The sequence below is a fragment of the Yersinia aleksiciae genome (assembly GCF_001047675.1).
Lineage (GTDB): Bacteria > Pseudomonadota > Gammaproteobacteria > Enterobacterales > Enterobacteriaceae > Yersinia > Yersinia aleksiciae.
Genome location: NZ_CP011975.1, coordinates 3,583,564 through 3,601,968 on the forward strand (window position 1 = coordinate 3,583,564; position 18,405 = coordinate 3,601,968).

Sequence of the window (18,405 nt, forward strand, 5' to 3'; positions counted from 1 at the left end):
CTTATTTACAGCTTGGCCGGCATATCACTGGCATGTTTTTGTACGTACTGGGTCATCACGCGCAACTGCTCCTGTGTCAGGGAGGTGCGTGGTGCCATGCCTTTGATTACCCCAATCCATTGGTTCGCATTGAAGCGGTCCAGTGCCGTCAAGCCGTGGCAACCGGTACAGTTAGCTGACATCATATCGGCGGCATAGCGCCAGATTTTCTGTTGATCATCAACGAGCTGTTTCTTCGGTAACCACACCTGAAGGGCGACCTGATGCCACACCAATTGGGTTTCCGGGTCAGTTTGGGTGCTGAGGGTTTTCAGTGCTTTTTGCGCGTCATCACCCAGTAACACACTCAGGATGCGCTTGCCTTGGGCGGCATAGAACACTTCTGCTACCCCATCTTGCTGCCAGCCTTTAACATCCACCAACACCTGGTCACCTTGCTGTTTCAGCACCTCAACTTGCGTCGATGGCATCAGGTTACCGGCATTATGGCTATCACCGGCGTTCATAAAGAACGGCTCAGTGGCGATGGTATAGAGCGTGGTGGCACTGGCGGGCGTTTGCGCGGCGGCGGTTGCCAATTCAGCAGCGCCTGCTTGGGTCATTTCACTCATATCCGGCAAGATGTGGGCGACACCTTTATGGCAGTCGATGCAGGTTTCACCCTTTTTAATTGCCACTGGATGCTGAATGCGGGCTTCAGCACTTTGCCCGGTGATATCCATGGCATCAAAACTGTGGCACGAGCGGCAGGTAGCTGAATCATTCTCTTTCAGCGTTTTCCAGACCGACTGGGCCATGGCAAGTTTATGGGCTTCATATTTCTCTGGTGTATTTATAGTGCCAGCCATTTCACCGTAGATATCTTTCACCGCGCGGATTTTGGTCCACAAATAGTCCAGTGGTTCGTGGGGAACATGGCAGTCAGCACATTCAGCACGGATGCCTTTGGTATTTTGGAAGTGGACGCTACCCTGATATTCAGCCAACGGCTGTTGCATGGTGTGGCAGGAGACGCAGAACGCGGTGTCGCTGGTTTTATGGAAGACGGTGGCGGTACCTGCCAATAACGCCGCACCAATGATGATGCCGATCAGCAGTATCCATAACCATCCCCACCGGCGTCGTTTCACGAAGCCAGTCTGTTTTTTGCTCATAATTGCACCCACTGTAAATTATCTAATAATTATTGGTAAAACAGACGGATCAAATGCACGAATAACTAAAATGCCAGATAATCTGCCAACAAAAACTTATCCAATAGCGAGACATCTATCCCATAATATAAGTGGGTCTATTGTAGGGCGATTTTCTACTGATGGCTAACCCCAACGAGGTATTTAGCTATTTTAGTTCAGATTTGCTGAATATAAATGCGAGGAATGAACGATTTTTTGCGATACAGGGCAAATAACCAGCTGAAATTGCTGGTTATATAATTAATTATATAGCGCTATTTTTTAGTCGTAAGTCCGGTAAAACTGTTGATTTAGCCATAAATCGATGGCGTGGCGACTGGCTTCAAAATGCGGCTCAGGTAACTCATGTGGGTTGCACCATAACCATTGCTGACACTTATCAGGCTCTTTCAGCTCAGGCTGCCCTCCGGGATGCTGCGCCAGCAAGCAAACTGAAACCGTATGTTTGCCCTCATCGCGCCAAGTAGCGATATTATTACACAGCGCAATGACATTCAGCTCATTGATATCTAAGCCCGTTTCTTCGAAAATCTCGCGTTTAGCCGCCTGCTCAAATGACTCGCCTGCCTCCATATGACCACCGGGGATCGACCAGTATGGGGCATGCTGACTGCAACGCTTACCCAACAGCACATCACCTTGTTGATTGACGATAATAACGCCCACGCCTACTACAACAGACATCGAATTCTCTCCTTTAAAATAAGTGTCAGCAATCATCAGCTAGTTTGGCTCTTTTACGGCTGACATAAACCGGCTCACAGCAAAAATGTGCGGAATGTCAAAAATCCATCAAGAATAAAAGCAGAAAACTTGCATATATTCTTAGCTGGAAACACACTCCTTGAAACGTTTCAGCGTTATCTCGTCACCAGATGATAAAGGGTAACGCTCCTGTTTCTCATTAAAGCTGAAACGATTCAACTTCAGCAAGAGAGGAGATATATGTTCCAGTTATCGACGAAAGATATCCATTTGGCTGCACAAGCAGACAGCAAAAAAGAGGCTATCACTCAGGTGGCAGCTGCGCTGACTCAAGCCGGCTGCGTTGCTGCCGCTTATGTTGATGGCATGCTGGCCCGCGAGCAGCAAACATCTACCTATCTCGGCAATGGCATCGCCATCCCACATGGTACCACTGATACCCGCGACTTAGTGCTGAACACCGGCGTACAGGTGTTTCAATTCCCGCAGGGCATCGCGTGGGGCGAAGATCAAACCGCCTATATCGTTATCGGCATTGCCGCCCGTTCTGATGAGCACTTGGCCTTACTGCGCCAGTTAACGCACGTATTAAGTGATGATGCAGTGGCTGCGCAACTGGCAAAAACCACCTCGGCTGAAGAGTTACGCAGCTTGCTGATGGGCGAGAAAAAAGCCGCTGAATTCCATTTCGACACCTCACTGATCGCCCTTGATGTGGCGGCGGACAACCTGATCACGCTGCAAGCGCTGAACGCAGGTCGTTTACAGCAAATCGGCGCAGTTGATGCCCGCTTTGTGAGTGATGTGATTACCCGCGAACCACTGAATTTGGGGCAGGGTATCTGGCTGAGCGACAGCACCGAGGGCAATTTGGTCAGCGCCGCCACGGTGAGTCGTCCAGCGACGGCCTTTGAGCACCATGGCGAAAAAGTGGCTCTGCTGCTGACTCTCTCTGTGGCTGATGACCAACCGCTGTCGGTGCTGAACTATCTCAGTGACCTGCTGCTGGCGAAAAAAGCTGATCTCTTGCTGAACGCCGATGCCGCCGCACTGCTGGCACTGCTGACCAGTGAGTATATTGAGCAAAGCGAAGTATTAAGCGCTGAATTTGTTATTCGTAACGAACACGGATTACATGCGCGACCAGGGACGATTTTAGTCAATACAATCAAACAGTTTACCAGTGAAATCACCGTGACCAACTTGGACGGCACCGGTAAACCCGCTAATGGACGTAGTCTGATGAAAGTTGTGGCTTTAGGGGTTAAAAAAGGTAATCGCCTACGCTTTACCGCCAGCGGTGAAGATGCACAGGCAGCACTGGATGCTATTGGTGAAGCTATCGCCGCCGGTTTGGGCGAGGGGGCAGCATGAGCAGAAGAGTCGCAACTATTACGCTGAATCCTGCTTACGATCTGGTGGGCTTCTGCCCTGAAATCGAACGTGGTGAAGTCAATTTGGTGAAAACCGCTGGTCTACATGCCGCCGGTAAAGGGATCAATGTTGCCAAGGTACTGAAAGACTTGGGGATTGATGTCACCGTCGGCGGTTTCTTGGGTAAAGATAACCAAGATGGCTTCCAGCTGTTATTCAGCGAACTGGGTATCGCCAACCGTTTTCAGGTGGTGCCGGGCCGTACCCGCATTAACGTCAAACTGACCGAAAAAGATGGCGAAGTGACCGACTTTAACTTCTCCGGTTTTGAAGTGACCAAACCTGATTGGGATCGTTTCGTGACTGACTCATTGAGCTGGTTGGGGCAATTCGACATGGTCGCGGTCAGTGGCAGCCTGCCCGCGGGCGTCAATCCAGATGACTTCACTGACTGGATGAAACGTCTGCGTTCCCAGTGCCCATGCATCATCTTCGACAGCAGCCGTGAAGCACTGGTTGCTGGGCTGAAAGCCTCGCCATGGTTGGTGAAACCGAACCGCCGTGAGCTGGAAATTTGGGCCGGTCGCCCATTACCTGAGCTGGGTGATGTGGTGGAAGCCGCGCACGCCTTGCGTGATGAGGGGATTGCCCATGTGGTTATCTCTCTCGGCGCGGAAGGGGCATTGTGGGTCAACGCCTCCGGTGCCTGGCTGGCAAAACCGCCTGCTTGTGAAGTGGTCAGCACCGTCGGTGCCGGTGACTCCATGGTGGGTGGCTTGATCTACGGATTATTAATGCGCGAGTCCAGCGAACACACGCTGCGTCTGGCGACAGCAGTCGCTGCTTTGGCCGTCAGTCAGAGCAATGTGGGTATTACGGATCGCCCGCAGTTAGCCGCCATGATGGCAAAAGTCGACCTGAAACCCTTTAATTAATCTCCGGAGGCGAAATGAAAACGCTACTAATAATAGACAGTTCGCTCGGGCAGGCCAGAGGCCATCTCGCGACACTGATGTTGGGTGCTGCGGCGGCAAAAGCAGGACTGAGCTGGGTTGAGAACGCAACTGATGCGGAGCTGGTGATTGTCGCTGGGCAATCAGTTCCAGCTGACGGCGCGCTGAACGGCAAAAAGCTTTATATCGGTGATGTAGAAAAAGCGGTCCGCGATCCGGAGGCTTTCTTGGCCCAAGCCATTGCGCAGGCCAAACCCTATCAGGCGGCGGTTGCGGCATCTGCTCCTGTTGCTGCCACCAGCGGCCCGAAACGTATCGTGGCAATTACGGCGTGCCCAACGGGCGTGGCGCACACCTTTATGGCGGCTGAAGCCATTGAAAGTGAAGCGAAAAAACGTGGCTGGTGGGTGAAGGTTGAAACCCGTGGCTCCGTTGGCGCAGGCAATGCCATTACACCTGAAGAGGTGGCGGCGGCTGATCTGGTGATCGTGGCGGCTGACATCGAAGTGGATCTCGATAAGTTTGCGGGTAAACCGATGTACCGCACGACCACTGGTCTGGCGCTGAAGAAAACCGTGCAAGAACTGGATAAGGCGCTGGTGGAAGCTGAGGTTTATCAGCCAAAAACCGGCAGCAGCACCGGCACCAAAAAAACAGAAACTGGCGGCCCGTACCGTCACCTGTTGACCGGTGTCTCTTACATGCTGCCGATGGTGGTAGCGGGGGGCTTGTGTATCGCGCTCTCCTTCGTGTTCGGTATCAAAGCCTTTGAAGTGAAAGGCACTCTGGCTGCGGCCTTGATGCAAATCGGTGGCGGTTCGGCCTTTGCCCTGATGGTACCGGTTTTGGCCGGTTTTATTGCCTTCTCCATTGCTGACCGCCCTGGTCTGACTCCGGGTTTGATTGGCGGTATGTTAGCGGTGAGCACCGGTGCGGGCTTCCTTGGCGGTATCATTGCCGGTTTCCTCGCCGGTTACGTCGCGAAAGCCATCAGCACCAAGCTGCACTTGCCGCAAAGTATGGAGGCGCTCAAGCCGATATTGATTATCCCGCTAGTGGCGAGCTTGATTGTTGGTTTGGTGATGATTTATGTGGTCGGTACGCCGGTAGCAAAAATCATGACTGGCCTGACTGATTGGCTGCAATCCATGGGTACAGCGAATGCGGTACTGCTGGGGGCTATCCTCGGTGCGATGATGTGTACCGACATGGGCGGGCCAGTGAATAAAGCGGCCTACGCCTTTGGTGTGGCACTGCTGAGCTCTTCAGTTTATGCCCCTATGGCAGCCATCATGGCGGCGGGGATGGTTCCACCGCTGGCAATGGGTCTGGCAACACTGTTGGCACGTCATAAGTTCGACAAAGGCGAGCAAGAAGGGGGCAAAGCGGCGTTGGTTCTGGGCTTGTGCTTTATCTCTGAAGGGGCGATTCCCTTTGCTGCCCGTGACCCAATGCGTGTCTTGCCGTGCTGTATCGCCGGTGGCGCACTGACGGGCGCACTCTCTATGGCATTCGGCGCACAACTGATGGCACCACACGGTGGCTTGTTCGTGCTGCTGATCCCAGGGGCTATCCATCCAGTGCTGTTATATCTGGTGGCAATTATCGCCGGTACTGTGTTGGCGGGTGGTGCATACGCCATGCTGAAACGTCCTGATGAAGTGGTCGCGAAAGTCGCGTAACGCTTTTCAGTTAGTGCAGTCTGCGTACACATAAAAAAACCGGCCTCAAGTGCCGGTTTTTTCATATTGCCTCAAACATACTCACTCAATCTTATTCGGCTAAACGCCATTCAGCTAAACTTCAGCTTGCGACTTCAACCAGGCTATCTCTTCGGCCCAGATATCCATATTTACCGTCTCCAGAATCAGCGGAATATTATCGAAACGCGGATCGCGCATAATATAGCTGAACACGGTTTTGCCGATATTACCTTCACCGAGGCTGTGATGGCGGTCGACACGGCTGTTAAATTCGCTTTTCGCATCATTAAGATGCATACCGCGCAGATACTGGAAGCCGACGATATCACCGAGCTGCTTGAAGGTGTGCTCGCAATCGGTTTCGGTACGCAAATCATAACCCGCGGCGAAAGCATGGCAGGTATCAATACAGACGCCAACACGGCTTTTATCTTCTACGCCGTCAATGATGGCGGCCAGATGTTCAAACTTAAAGCCCAGATTACTGCCTTGTCCGGCGGTATTCTCGATCACCGCCGTGACGCCTTCACTGGCATCCAGTGCGATATTGATTGATTCGGCAATGCGCGCCAGACACTTATCTTCATCAATTTGCAATAAATGGCTGCCGGGGTGGAAATTCAGTAATGACAACCCCAGTTGTTGGCAGCGGGCCATTTCGTCAATAAAGGCTTCGCGTGATTTCTCCAGCGCCTCAGTGACCGGATGGCCAAGGTTAATCAGATAGCTGTCGTGAGGCAAAATTTGAGCCGAAGTGTAGCCATATTGCTCACAGGCCTGCTTAAACTTCTCAATCACCTCTTCCGCGAGCGGGGCTGCGCGCCATTGGCGCTGATTTTTGGTAAACAGGGCGAAGGCAGTGGCCTCAAGTTCATGCGCCCGAATGACCGCCTGATCGACTCCCCCTGCGGCACTAACGTGTGCTCCGACAAATTTCATTCCACTCTCCTTTGGTAACCGCACCATTATGGCATTGATAGCGGAATGATTGAATGGTGGAAAAGGTGGATAAAAGAAAAGGGGATATTACTGACAAAGTGGCGGTGGCGGAGAGAACAGGCAGATCGTAAAGACGCCGTATTCCCTTTGTAAAAATAAGCATCCCTGGAGGCTTGAGCCGTGCCATCCTTGGCGCGGACGCTTTACTCCTCTACCTGTCCTCACCTCTTGAGATCGCGTCGTCGAGGTTTGTCGGCGAACCTTGGTAATACTATTTTATGCGGCAATATGCTGAACCAGTAAGTTGATGCCTGTCCCGCCAACCAGCAGCCAGACAAACAGCAGCAGTGCCAGTAATAGCGGTTTAACCCCCGCCTGACGAATGGAGCCAATATGGGTGGTTAGCCCCAATGCTGCCATCGCCATTGCCAACAAAATAGTATCCAGTGTAATCAGATGGCTGACCCATGCTGCTGGCAGCAGATTGAGGGAGTTAAAACCGGCCATCAGAATAAATATCACTGCAAACCAAGGGATGGTGATGGCACTTTTCTCCCGTTGTGCTCCGCTGGTTTTCTGGCTGCTACGGCCAAGATAGGCGGAAAGTAACAGCAAGAACGGCGCTAACATCATCACCCGGATCATTTTGGTGATAACCGCCGCATTTTCAGCATCAGGACCAATGGTATGTCCGGCGGCCACCACCTGTGCCACTTCATGAATTGTTGAGCCAGCAAAGATACCAAAGGTTTCCTGGCTAAACGGCAGCCATTGGTAATGCAGATTTAGCTGATACAGCCACGGATAGACAAAAATCGCCAGCGTACCGAAAATCACCACAGTGGCAACGGCGACCGCCACCTTGCTGGCATCCGCTTTCAATACTGGCTCGGTCGCCATAATGGCGGCGGCACCACAAATGCTGCTACCAGCACCAATCAACATCACGGTCTGCTGATCCAATCCGAAAACACGTTTACCCAGCCAGCACGCCAAGATAAAGGTGGAGCTGAGGGTTAACAAGTCAATGAGCATCCCGGTTGCACCGACATCCGCCACTTGCTGGAAGGTCAAACGGAAGCCGTACAAAATGATCCCCAATCGCAGCAAGTGTTGTTTAGCGAGCATCACACCGTCAGCGCAAACCGGTTGCACCCACGGGTAGAGTGTATTGCCGACGACGATACCGAATATAATCGCCAACGTCAGGGCACCTAGCCCCATATTGATAAACCACGGCATATCACCCACGGTAAGCGCCAACCCAGTAATCACACCGCTTAACACCAAGCCCGGAATATAGCGGGGCAGGGTAAACTGCTGTGGTCGAGGGAGTTCTTTCGTATGAGAAGTCGCCATGTTTTATATCCTATTACCTGTAAAGATTGCGGATAGTTTAACGACTTTGGCGATAATAGATAAATTCATTATATATTTATAATCAATCGATATAACTGGTATGTGATTTTTAGGGAAAAAGGTGGGTCAAAGTCAGTGGCACTTCTGCTATCAGTGAAGCAGGCATACCCCAAATAGGTATGCCTGAAAATAAATTTAGTGGGATGTTGGCTGATTAGTTTGCATCGTTACATTCGGGTCAGTGGGATTATTTGGGTTCTGAGTAGAGCCAAAAACACAAGCATCAAAATCTTCTGCCATCATACACCCCGCCTCACACTCCTCCGCAGTTCCGCCTGCGAGTTCACATGCACTGGCATAGGTAGAAATGGTTGAAGTCGCTAAAAAAAGCAGCAAATACTTAATCGTGTTATTCATAAGTAATACCTCGCTAATTGAAATTCATCCATAGATTTCAGATGTGGATAGCTATTGGTAATATACTGATACATAAGATAATTAATGATATCCAAACAGTGAATATACGATAGCTTATTACATCATGGAGAAGGATAAGTCTATAAAATAAGCAGCACAATGAGTTAATAAGAGTATTAATTAGCTTAAACAATCGGAATAAACAATGGATGCCATGTGTAATGAGGCCATCATTGAATTTCTGGATAATAATTAGTTATATTATTAGTTTTCTGGCATTTTCTGTATATACAAATAATATGGATTGCACCAAATCCAGAGTATTGCAGTGGAGGGGCCAATACAGCCAGCAACCCGACGATATCAATCAATGGTGCCCTTTAAGACACCATTGATGCTCTATATCAGTTAAGCCATGTGAGGATAAATTCAGCTTTCCCGGCAAGAGATCTAAGCTCAGGGGCCTCTGGATATTGAGGCAGTAAAGGGAAGAAAATTGACTTCCCGATGATGCTGCGGCTTGATGCATTGGTGGGTCTTAACCCCCACAGGTTTTGATAGGTCATCGGCACGGTGTGGCCCGCCCAGTTTGTATTGCCAATATAGAGCATCACATGCCCGCCGATATAAATCAGGGTGGTGAATGGTTTACCCTGCTGCGTCAGATACTCGATTCTCTCCTCGGTAGATAAATCGCTCAGATCGACTCTCTCCCCACTAAGGGATTGTGCCAGTGAGTTTCTGGGCAGGAAAATACCGAAAGGCAGCAGCAGATTTCTTATTTCGGCTGAGCAGTCATTGAAGCCGTAAATATTCCCCCATCCATAGTTCTTACCCTGCATGTTTTTCATTAAATGAGCGATATTCTCCGGCGTAGGAGGAATAGGGACCTGGTGCATCGTATTATCTGCTAATGATGCATAATGAATCACGGCCTTTCCCTTATTATTACTGATGGGTATGGCGGCGACCTTTTTACCATTGACTGTTTTTAACGGGAGCAATGTTCCCGTCCGCGCAGTAAATCTAAATACCCCGCCATTATCGACAAAGTTGGCATTATCATTAATCACCGCGCCAAGATTTTTTTCGGCCATTGCTGTCCATTTTTGGATAAATACGCCATCAACTTTGGCGATGTTTGAGCTATCTACCCAGCCCATCACCGTAGGAGTAATAATGTAACTCCATGATCTATCCTCAGTGGTATCAGCAATATAAATAGGGGTGCCAGGGTGAACAGCTGAACTCTGTAATGTATCAAAAGGATATCCTTCTCCAGCCTGACTCGGGTCGTTAAACGCGGGGTAGGCGGTAGGCAGTAACCTGACAGCGGTTTCTTCTAGGGTTATCCCTCGTGATGAAGGCATATAGTTATGGGCGACTGACACTGAAGCCAGAGCGCGCATCTTTTCTTTCCACGTGGCGTCCAACAGCATGAAATTCTCGCCATAATAGCGGGTTTCTGGATGGGTGTACCGATTAACCTGTCTAGATATACTGTCTTTTACTGCGCCGCCATCCCCCAACAATGGATTAATGTAACGCGGGTTCCAAGGCGATTTATCATCGCTATTCTGCCCAAAGTAATGGCGCATTAGTGCGTTAAAATAGATCTTCTGTTGAGCTGAGTTGATAAATGGGCTGTGATAATTAGGTGCTGTAGGAGGTATCCATTTATCCACATTTTGCGGGTAATCATTAAGCGGAAAAACCGTTTTTGTCTGATCTATAATGGTGTGAGTTGACTGAATGACGGCTTCTTCTCGGTGTGATAGCGCTAAATGTTGGGGGTTGCTTGTGCATCCTGCAAGTATTAATAGCGCTCCTGAGCCTATAGCTATTCTCATATGAAAAATCCTTTTAAATTGTGTTTGTATATACTCAAGCTTCAGCGTAGTAAAGGTGGTTCTCTTGCAGGGTATACTCGCTGGCATCAATGGTAATTACACAGAATCTGGTACAGGCTTCTTTTAATATGAAAAAAGGTAGACATGAAAAATCGTTGTGGGCGGTTATGATAATTGCTTCACTTACTTATTTGTTGATCCCTCCCTATTTGCTCGCTTATTTTTTCAAGTTATATAACTTGAACCCTTTTCATATTACCCCTCTGCCGCATTTTAATCCGTTCAAAGCTGATCGCGGTATCCCACTCTTCCATACTTTCAGTTATCTATTGATTATCTGGTTGATTTTAAACATAGTTATCAGTTCTGTTGTCGCACTTGTTTATTATGTATTCTTTCAATCAGATGATAATGAATAGCCCTTTCGTCGCTTAATTTCCTCCGCCGATAACCTCCCGATTTTGCTCAAAGGTGTTAGTCTTATACGGTAATTGAGGCTATATGCTTTCTCGTCAGTGATGGTATTTACAACTAATAAGTTAGCTCGGTTCATCCAGTAACTGACGAGCAAAGTGATGATAGCGTCCTCCATTTTTTACTACAGAGACCGTTATGCACATAACCTTACGTCAACTTGAAGTCTTTACCGAGGTGCTGAAAAGCGGCTCTACGACCCAAGCCTCGGTTGTGCTCGCGCTTTCACAATCGGCAGTCAGCGCGGCGTTGGCGGATTTGGAAGGGCAATTAGGGGTGCAACTGTTTGATCGGGTTGGTAAGCGTTTGGTCACCAATGAACATGGGCGGTTGCTTTACCCTAAAGCCTTGGCATTACTTGACCAAACAATGGAAATAGAACAGCTTTTTTTGCAAGGTTTGGCGGCATTACGTATCGCCGCCAGCAGTACCATTGGCAATTATATGTTACCGGGCATGATTGCTAAATATCGCCGTGACTTCCCCGGCACACCTCTGGAGCTGAATATCGGTAACAGTCAGGATGTGATTGAGGCAGTGGCTGATTTTCGCTGTGATCTGGGGCTGATTGAGGGGCCGTGTCATATGCCGGAGTTGATGACACAGGCTTGGCTGCAAGATGAGCTGGTGGTCTTTGCCGCGCCGGATAATCCCCTATGCCACAAAATGTTGACTCTGGATGAGCTGGCGAGTGCCGACTGGATCTTGCGTGAGCGCGGCTCAGGCACGCGTGAAGTGTTGGATCATCTGCTGTTAGCGAAATTGCCGCACTTTAAACTGGTGATGGAGTTGGGCAATTCGGAGGCTATTAAGCGGGCAGTGCGCTATGGCATGGGCATCAGTTGCCTATCGCGAAGGGTGATCGCCGATCAACTTGCCAGTGGCGAATTAATTGAGCTGAATATCCCGCTACCCGCACTGGTTCGTACCTTATATTTGATTCACCATCGGCAAAAACACATCTCTAACGCCTTGCAGCGTTTCCTGAGTTATTGCCAGGAAGAGAACTGAATGACGTGGGTCAGCCGAAAGCGAATCACTCGCGTAGGGCTGCAGATTTTTAGTGTTTTACACCAACGCTGTGGCTTATTGCGGCAAAAACAGCCTGCGGCAAAGTGTTTTTACTGGCACTTGAGCTTTTGCTAATAATTGCGCTGGGATCATGAAGGTATCTTATATCAGTGCATTGTTACTATCCGAGTCGGTGGGATTTGTTACAATCCCGCCTTATTTTTTAAGGGTGGATTAGGGTAATAATGACTCAGCAAAATACTAAAACCCCAGTGCCGCAGGGCGCGCAGCGTTTGCGACGAGAGCTGAAATCACGGCATTTAGCCATGATTGCTATCGGCGGATCTATTGGTACCGGTTTATTTGTTGCCTCTGGGGCAACCGTATCACAAGCAGGCCCAGGGGGCGCACTGCTCTCCTATGCGTTGATTGGTCTGATGGTTTACTTCCTGATGACCAGCCTCGGTGAACTGGCGGCTTTCATGCCCGTATCAGGCTCATTTTCAACTTACGGCTCTAAATATGTTGAGGAGGGCTTCGGCTTCGCCCTCGGCTGGAACTACTGGTACAACTGGGCGGTGACTATCGCCGTGGACTTGGTCGCCGCACAATTGGTGATGAATTACTGGTTCCCCGACGCGCCAGGTTGGATCTGGAGTGCGCTATTCCTCGCCCTGATGTTCTTGCTGAACTACATCTCAGTCAAAGGTTTTGGTGAGGCGGAGTATTGGTTCTCCCTGATTAAAGTGGTCACGGTTGTTGTCTTCATCATTATTGGTGTGATGATGATTAGCGGCATCATGAAAGGGGGCGAAAGTGCAGGTTGGCACAACTGGACCATTGGTGATGCGCCGTTTGCAGGTGGATTCTCCGCCATGATTGGGGTGGCGATGATTGTCGGCTTCTCCTTCCAGGGGACGGAACTGATTGGCATTGCCGCTGGTGAATCAAAAGATCCGGGCAAAAACATTCCTCGTGCTGTGCGTAAAGTATTCTGGCGTATTCTGCTGTTCTATATCTTCGCCATCTTGATTATCAGCCTGATTATTCCGTATACCGACCCAAGTCTGTTACGTAATGACGTTAAAGATATCAGTGTCAGCCCATTCACCTTGGTGTTCCAAAATGCAGGCCTGTTGTCAGCGGCGGCAGTGATGAATGCGGTTATCCTGACGGCAGTACTCTCTGCTGGTAACTCTGGCATGTATGCCTCAACCCGGATGCTGTTTACGCTGGCCTCCGAAGGCAAAGCGCCACGGATTTTTGCCAAACTCTCTAAGGGCGGCGTGCCGCGTAATGCTTTGTATGCCACTACAGTGGTCGCGGGTTTATGCTTCCTTAGCTCGATGTTTGGTAACCAAACCGTGTATCTGTGGTTGCTGAATACCTCAGGTATGACTGGCTTTATCGCTTGGTTGGGCATTGCTATCAGCCACTATCGTTTCCGCCGTGGCTATATGATGCAGGGCCGCGATTTGAACGACTTGCCGTATCAGTCTGGTTTCTTCCCGCTGGGGCCGATTTTTGCCTTTGTGCTCTGTTTGATCATTACCTTGGGGCAGAACTACCAGGCATTCCTGCAAGACCGTATTGACTGGTATGGCGTGACCGCAACCTATATCGGTATTCCATTGTTCCTGGTGATTTGGTTCGGCTACAAACTGACCCGTGGCACTAAGGTTATCAAATATAAAGAGATGGAATTCCCGAAATGGCGTGATGACAGCGAAGACCATCTGGAGCCGAAAAAAACGGTGCTGATCTCTGACTAACATGACCTTGTGGTCAACATAGTGTCGTAGTTATGGAAGGGCGATATTTGTATCGCCCTTTTCTATAGCAGCAATCTGCTTGTTATTTAAGCGATATGTCACTCTATCAGGCCCTAAATAGGCAAAAAATTTCGCTGATACACCGCCACTCTTCCTACCAAATTCTGGCCTATTGGGCAGCGCCGCGTAAATTACATTATAAAATATAGGGTTACACAAAATTATACCCAATCAATTATATCAACCTTATTGATAATTATTATCGTTTGCTTTATTGTTAGCGCCATATTGAATTCGTCGTTTCTCCCTCTGCCGAGCCAAACGGATACTTATTGGACGTTGGGTGCTAGCAACGAAAACATGAGTTTTAAGCAGCAATAATGGCTCGTAACAGGTAACGGAAGAATGAGTATAACCACTGAACCCATGACAAAAACATCCAGCGAAGCTGATGTTAATGTGATGGGGCGCTATAAGAATATTGTGCGTCACCGTCTATTAATCATGGCGGGGCTAGTGCTCGCCATCCTTGGCTGTTTGCTACTGGATTTCACCATGGGGCCTTCGGGTTTAGCCCTGTCGTCGCTCTGGCAGACATTAATTGATCCCGCCAGCGCCGATGCCGGTACGCGCGTTATTGTTTGGGATATCCGTTTACCTTATGCATTGATGGCCGTGGTGATCGGCTTGTCGCTCGGGCTCGCCGGGGCAGAGATGCAGACTATCCTGAATAACCCGCTGGCCAGCCCCTTTACTCTGGGTGTCTCATCGGCAGCCGCATTTGGTGCGGCACTGGCGATTGTCTCGGGCATTGGTATTCCGGGGGTGCCGGATCAGTGGTTTATCTCGGTTAACGCCTTTATTTTTGCGGTGTTTGCCGCATTGATGCTGGACGGCATTACCCGCTGGACGCGCGTCGCGACCTCGGGCGTGGTGCTATTCGGTATCGCACTGGTCTTCACCTTTAATGCGTTGGTGTCGATGATGCAGTTCATCGCCAGCGAAGATACGCTGCAAGGTTTGGTGTTCTGGACGATGGGCAGTTTGGCGCGGGCATCATGGACCAAACTGGGTGTCATGCTGGCGGTGTTTGCCCTGATGTTGCCCCTGTCGATGATGAGTTCGTGGAAGCTGACGGCATTGCGTTTAGGTGAAGATCGGGCGATCAGTTTTGGTATTGATGTTCGCCGTTTACGGCTGGGAACATTGTTACGTATCAGCATGTTATCGGCACTGGCGGTGGCTTTTGTCGGGCCGATTGGCTTTATCGGGCTGGTGGCACCACACATTGCGCGCATGATGTTTGGTGAAGACCACCGCTTCTACCTGCCCGCCAGCGCCCTGATTGGCGCGTTGGTGCTCTCCATGGCCTCGATTGCCTCGAAAAACCTGGTGCCGGGCGTCATTATTCCGGTCGGGATTGTCACCTCGCTGGTGGGCGTACCTTTCTTCCTGAGTATTATTTTGCGCCATAGGGGAAATGTATGACTTCGGGCTTACGTATTGAGCGCTTTAATGCGGGCTACCCCAAGCGGCCAGTGATTCAGGATTTGACGGTGCCGCTGTTGCCACGAGGCAAAATCACGGTACTGCTCGGGCCAAACGGTAGCGGGAAATCAACACTGTTGCGCTCACTGGCGGGCTTGAACCGCGCAGCAGGGCAGCTGTGGCTTGATGGCAAGGATCTAATGCAGATGCCCTTTGCTCAGCGGGCGGAAAAAGTGGTCTATTTACCGCAATCATTGCCCGCTGGCGTGCATCTCCACGTGCTGGAATCCATTATTGTGGCGCAACGGGCCTCGGGTGGTCGCAGCAATGCCAGCAGTGAAGCCGAAGTGATGGCGCTGCTTGAGCAACTGGGGATTGCCCATCTGGCGCTCAGTTATCTGGATCAACTCTCCGGCGGCCAGAAGCAGTTGGTGGGTTTAGCGCAATCACTGATCCGCCAACCGTCACTGTTATTGCTCGATGAACCACTGAGTGCGCTGGATCTGAATTATCAGTTCCATGTGATGGATTTGGTCAGCAAGGAGACGCGCAAACGCAATATTATTACCGTGGTTGTGGTGCATGACATCAATATTGCCTTGCGCCATGGCGACCATGTTCTGATGTTACAAAATGGCGCGCTGATTGCGGATGGATTGCCGGAAGCGGTGATTACCCCGCAGAGTCTGGCCAAAGTGTACGGGGTGAAAGGGCGTATTGAACGCTGCTCGCAAGGCACTCCGCAAGTATTAATTGATGGTTTAATAACGGAACCCCAATAACTTTGGGTATATTCCGCCAGTAACAGGTTTTACATAATAATAATCAAGCATTAAGCAGAAATAGCGGGAAGCACTATTTCTGCTGTAGTGAGCTATTGCCGAAATTGATAACAAATAACTTTCACCTGCCCGACAGGCGGCATCGTTATATGCAAAAAGAACCTGACGGAAAGGCTCTGAGTAAATTTATACCTCATGGAGAACGTGTAATGGATAAGGTAAATCAGACTTTTAGGAAAACAAAATCTGCGGCATTAGTTATCGCTGTCATTCTTTCATCTCAGGCACATGCTGCTGAAGCAAATATCTCTGAAACTAATCTTTCTAAACAAAGTAATACCCCTATCGACACCATGGTTGTCACCGCATCAGGCTTCCAACAGCGTATTCAAGACTCTGCGGCGTCTATTTCTGTGGTGACCCGCGAGCAAATCGAAAATAAAGCCTATACCGATATTACCGATGCGCTGAAAGATGTTCCCGGCGTAGTGGTGACTGGTGGCGGCAGCCACAGTGATATCAGCATTCGTGGGATGTCGGCGAAATACACCTTGATTCTGGTGGACGGTAAACGTGTGGATACCCGTGGTACACGGCCAAACAGTGATGGTTCAGGTATCGAGCAGGGCTGGTTGCCACCACTGGCTGCCATTGAGCGTATCGAGGTGGTTCGTGGTCCGATGTCCTCACTGTATGGCTCAGATGCCATGGGCGGCGTGATTAACGTGATTACCCGCAAGGTGGGTAAAGAGTGGCACGGGACAGTGCGCGCTGATGCCACTTTGCAGGAAGATTCTAAATCCGGTGATATATTCCAGACTAATGCCTACGCCTCCGGCCCATTAATTGATGGCTTACTGGGATTAAAAGTCAGCGGCCTGCTTTCTCATCGTAGCGAAGATAAAATCGTCGATGGTTATAATGAGCAACGCCTAAGAAATGGTGCAGCGACATTTACCCTGACACCCGATGATAAAAATGAATTTGATTTTGATATTGGCCACTATGTGCAAGACCGTAATTCAACGGCAGGACGCTCAGTGGTATTAAGCGGTAAAAGCAGTGATGTGCAATATGACCGCAATAATTATGCGATTACCCATCACGGCTATTATGATTTTGGTAATTCAACCAGTTATGTTCAGCGCGATGAAACCCGTAATCCATCACGGGAAATGAAAATTGTCGATAATATCTTTAATACCCAGACCTCATTTTTGCTGGATAATCACACCCTTATTCTGGGCGGTCAATATCGCTATGAAGAGCTACATGACACCGGTAACCAATTAGCCTCAGCCAAAGATTTAACCAAATTAACCCGCTGGAGTTGGGCACTGTTTGCTGAAGATGAGTGGCAGATGACCAACGATTTCGCCCTGACCGGCGGCGTGCGCATGGATCAAGATGAGAACTATGGCACCCACTGGACGCCACGGTTATACGGCGTTTGGCATTTGGCAGAGCAATGGACATTAAAGGGCGGGGTATCGGGAGGTTATCGTTCACCTGACCTACGTCAGGCCACCGAAAACTGGGGGCAAATCACCGGTGGTGGCCGTGGTGATCCCGCCATCATTATCGGTAATGCCAACCTGAAACCGGAAAGAAGTCTCAGCCAGGAAATTGGCATTCTCTGGGATGATCAAGAGGGTATGAACGCGGGTGTGACGTTGTTTAATACTGACTTTAAAGACAAAATTACCGAAGTGCGCCGATGCACTGACACCACCGGTAATGCGTCCGGCCAATGTATGATCAATGGCACTAGCTATAAATTTATCAGTGACCGCACCAACGTCGATAAAGCCATTACCCGTGGTGTGGAAGCCACTTTCGGTTGGGAGATCAACAAAGCCTGGTCACTGACCTCCAACTACACCTTTACCCAATCTGAGCAGAAGAGTGGTCAGTTCTCCGGTCAACCGCTGAATCAGATGCCTAAACACATGCTGAATGGCACTCTGAACTGGCAGGCAAGTGAAGAGCTAGCAACTTGGGTGCGCGCCAACTACCGAGGTAAAACCTCTGAGTACCTCAATCGCACCAGTATCGGCGGCAGCACACCATCCTATACCTTTGTCGATTTGGGGGCTAACTATCAGCTTACGAAAGAGTTCCGCCTAATGGGAGGGGTCTATAACGTGCTGGATAAGCGTGTTGATATTGAAGTGAATGATAAGGTGTTGGATGGTCGTCGGTATATGGTAGGGGCCAGCTACGATTTCTAATTCCTCTTCGTCCTTGAAACCACAGGGGTGTTAGCTGCGCTCGCTTACCCGAATCACTGACTTGAGTCAGCTCAACGGGATGCGTTCGCTGGCTGCCTACCTGTGGCTCCAATGACTTTGAGGATTTTTTTTGTCCTTGGAACCACAGGGG

Annotated in this window: 14 protein-coding genes; 8 read left to right on the forward strand and 6 right to left on the reverse strand. The window is 49.8% G+C overall.

Annotated features, from left to right (window positions below; translation table 11 throughout):
- Positions 1–5: 5 nt before the first annotated feature.
- Together ACZ76_RS16095 and ACZ76_RS16100 are read right to left on the reverse strand one after the other, a co-directional pair.
- Positions 6–1,154: a NapC/NirT family cytochrome c gene (locus tag ACZ76_RS16095; protein WP_048619825.1), complete on the reverse strand. Its 1,149-nt coding sequence runs from the start codon at positions 1,152–1,154 to the stop codon at positions 6–8.
- 303 nt (positions 1,155–1,457) lie between these two features.
- On the reverse strand, positions 1,458–1,880 hold the full coding sequence (locus ACZ76_RS16100; protein ID WP_048619826.1) for a nucleotide triphosphate diphosphatase NUDT15: 423 nt from the start codon (positions 1,878–1,880) through the stop codon (positions 1,458–1,460).
- A 261-nt stretch (positions 1,881–2,141) separates the two neighbouring features.
- Here ACZ76_RS16100 and fruB point away from each other — a divergent pair, with 261 nt between their 5' ends.
- From fruB to fruA, 3 genes are read left to right on the forward strand one after another with little or no spacing between them, the layout of a single operon-like run.
- Positions 2,142–3,275, forward strand: coding sequence for a fused PTS fructose transporter subunit IIA/HPr protein (gene fruB / locus ACZ76_RS16105; protein WP_048619827.1), 1,134 nt, complete (start codon positions 2,142–2,144; stop codon positions 3,273–3,275).
- On the forward strand, positions 3,272–4,210 hold the full coding sequence (fruK, locus tag ACZ76_RS16110) for a 1-phosphofructokinase (protein WP_048619828.1): 939 nt from the start codon (positions 3,272–3,274) through the stop codon (positions 4,208–4,210). The genes fruB and fruK overlap by 4 nt, the downstream gene beginning before the upstream one ends.
- A 14-nt stretch (positions 4,211–4,224) precedes the next feature.
- The gene (gene fruA, locus ACZ76_RS16115; protein WP_048619829.1) at positions 4,225–5,910 is read left to right on the forward strand and encodes a PTS fructose transporter subunit IIBC; all 1,686 of its coding nucleotides are present in this window, start codon (positions 4,225–4,227) and stop codon (positions 5,908–5,910) included.
- Between the two features lie 114 nt (positions 5,911–6,024).
- Here fruA and nfo read toward each other — a convergent pair whose 3' ends face one another.
- The 4 genes from nfo to ACZ76_RS16130 all read right to left on the reverse strand — a co-directional run bounded on the left by nfo (position 6,025) and on the right by ACZ76_RS16130 (position 10,496).
- Positions 6,025–6,870 carry a deoxyribonuclease IV gene (gene nfo, locus ACZ76_RS16120; protein WP_048619830.1) on the reverse strand — a complete coding sequence of 282 codons (846 nt, stop codon included), beginning with the start codon at positions 6,868–6,870 and terminating at the stop codon, positions 6,025–6,027.
- A gap of 276 nt (positions 6,871–7,146) precedes the next feature.
- On the reverse strand, positions 7,147–8,229 hold the full coding sequence (locus tag ACZ76_RS16125; RefSeq protein ID WP_048619831.1) for a YeiH family protein: 1,083 nt from the start codon (positions 8,227–8,229) through the stop codon (positions 7,147–7,149).
- Positions 8,230–8,424: 195 nt separating this feature from the next.
- Complete coding sequence (locus ACZ76_RS19265) at positions 8,425–8,646, reverse strand: hypothetical protein (RefSeq protein WP_144413928.1); 222 nt, start codon at positions 8,644–8,646, stop codon at positions 8,425–8,427.
- 404 nt (positions 8,647–9,050) lie between these two features.
- Positions 9,051–10,496 (reverse strand): SH3 domain-containing C40 family peptidase, encoded by a 1,446-nt coding sequence (locus ACZ76_RS16130; protein WP_071840546.1) that lies wholly within the window; start codon positions 10,494–10,496, stop codon positions 9,051–9,053.
- A 612-nt stretch (positions 10,497–11,108) separates the two neighbouring features.
- Here ACZ76_RS16130 and yieE point away from each other — a divergent pair.
- The 5 genes from yieE (at position 11,109) to ACZ76_RS16160 (ending at position 18,254) form a co-directional block, all read left to right on the forward strand.
- Positions 11,109–11,981 carry a DNA-binding transcriptional regulator YeiE gene (yieE, locus tag ACZ76_RS16140; protein ID WP_048619832.1) on the forward strand — a complete coding sequence of 291 codons (873 nt, stop codon included), beginning with the start codon at positions 11,109–11,111 and terminating at the stop codon, positions 11,979–11,981.
- 245 nt (positions 11,982–12,226) lie between these two features.
- Positions 12,227–13,753: an amino acid permease gene (locus ACZ76_RS16145; RefSeq protein ID WP_048619833.1), complete on the forward strand. Its 1,527-nt coding sequence runs from the start codon at positions 12,227–12,229 to the stop codon at positions 13,751–13,753.
- Between the two features lie 405 nt (positions 13,754–14,158).
- On the forward strand, positions 14,159–15,241 hold the full coding sequence (locus tag ACZ76_RS16150; RefSeq protein WP_048619834.1) for a FecCD family ABC transporter permease: 1,083 nt from the start codon (positions 14,159–14,161) through the stop codon (positions 15,239–15,241).
- Positions 15,238–16,023 carry an ABC transporter ATP-binding protein gene (locus tag ACZ76_RS16155; RefSeq protein ID WP_048619835.1) on the forward strand — a complete coding sequence of 262 codons (786 nt, stop codon included), beginning with the start codon at positions 15,238–15,240 and terminating at the stop codon, positions 16,021–16,023. Before ACZ76_RS16150 ends, ACZ76_RS16155 begins: the two co-directional genes overlap by 4 nt.
- 209 nt (positions 16,024–16,232) lie before the next feature.
- Positions 16,233–18,254 carry a ligand-gated channel protein gene (locus tag ACZ76_RS16160; RefSeq protein WP_048619836.1) on the forward strand — a complete coding sequence of 674 codons (2,022 nt, stop codon included), beginning with the start codon at positions 16,233–16,235 and terminating at the stop codon, positions 18,252–18,254.
- Positions 18,255–18,405: the final 151 nt, after the last annotated feature.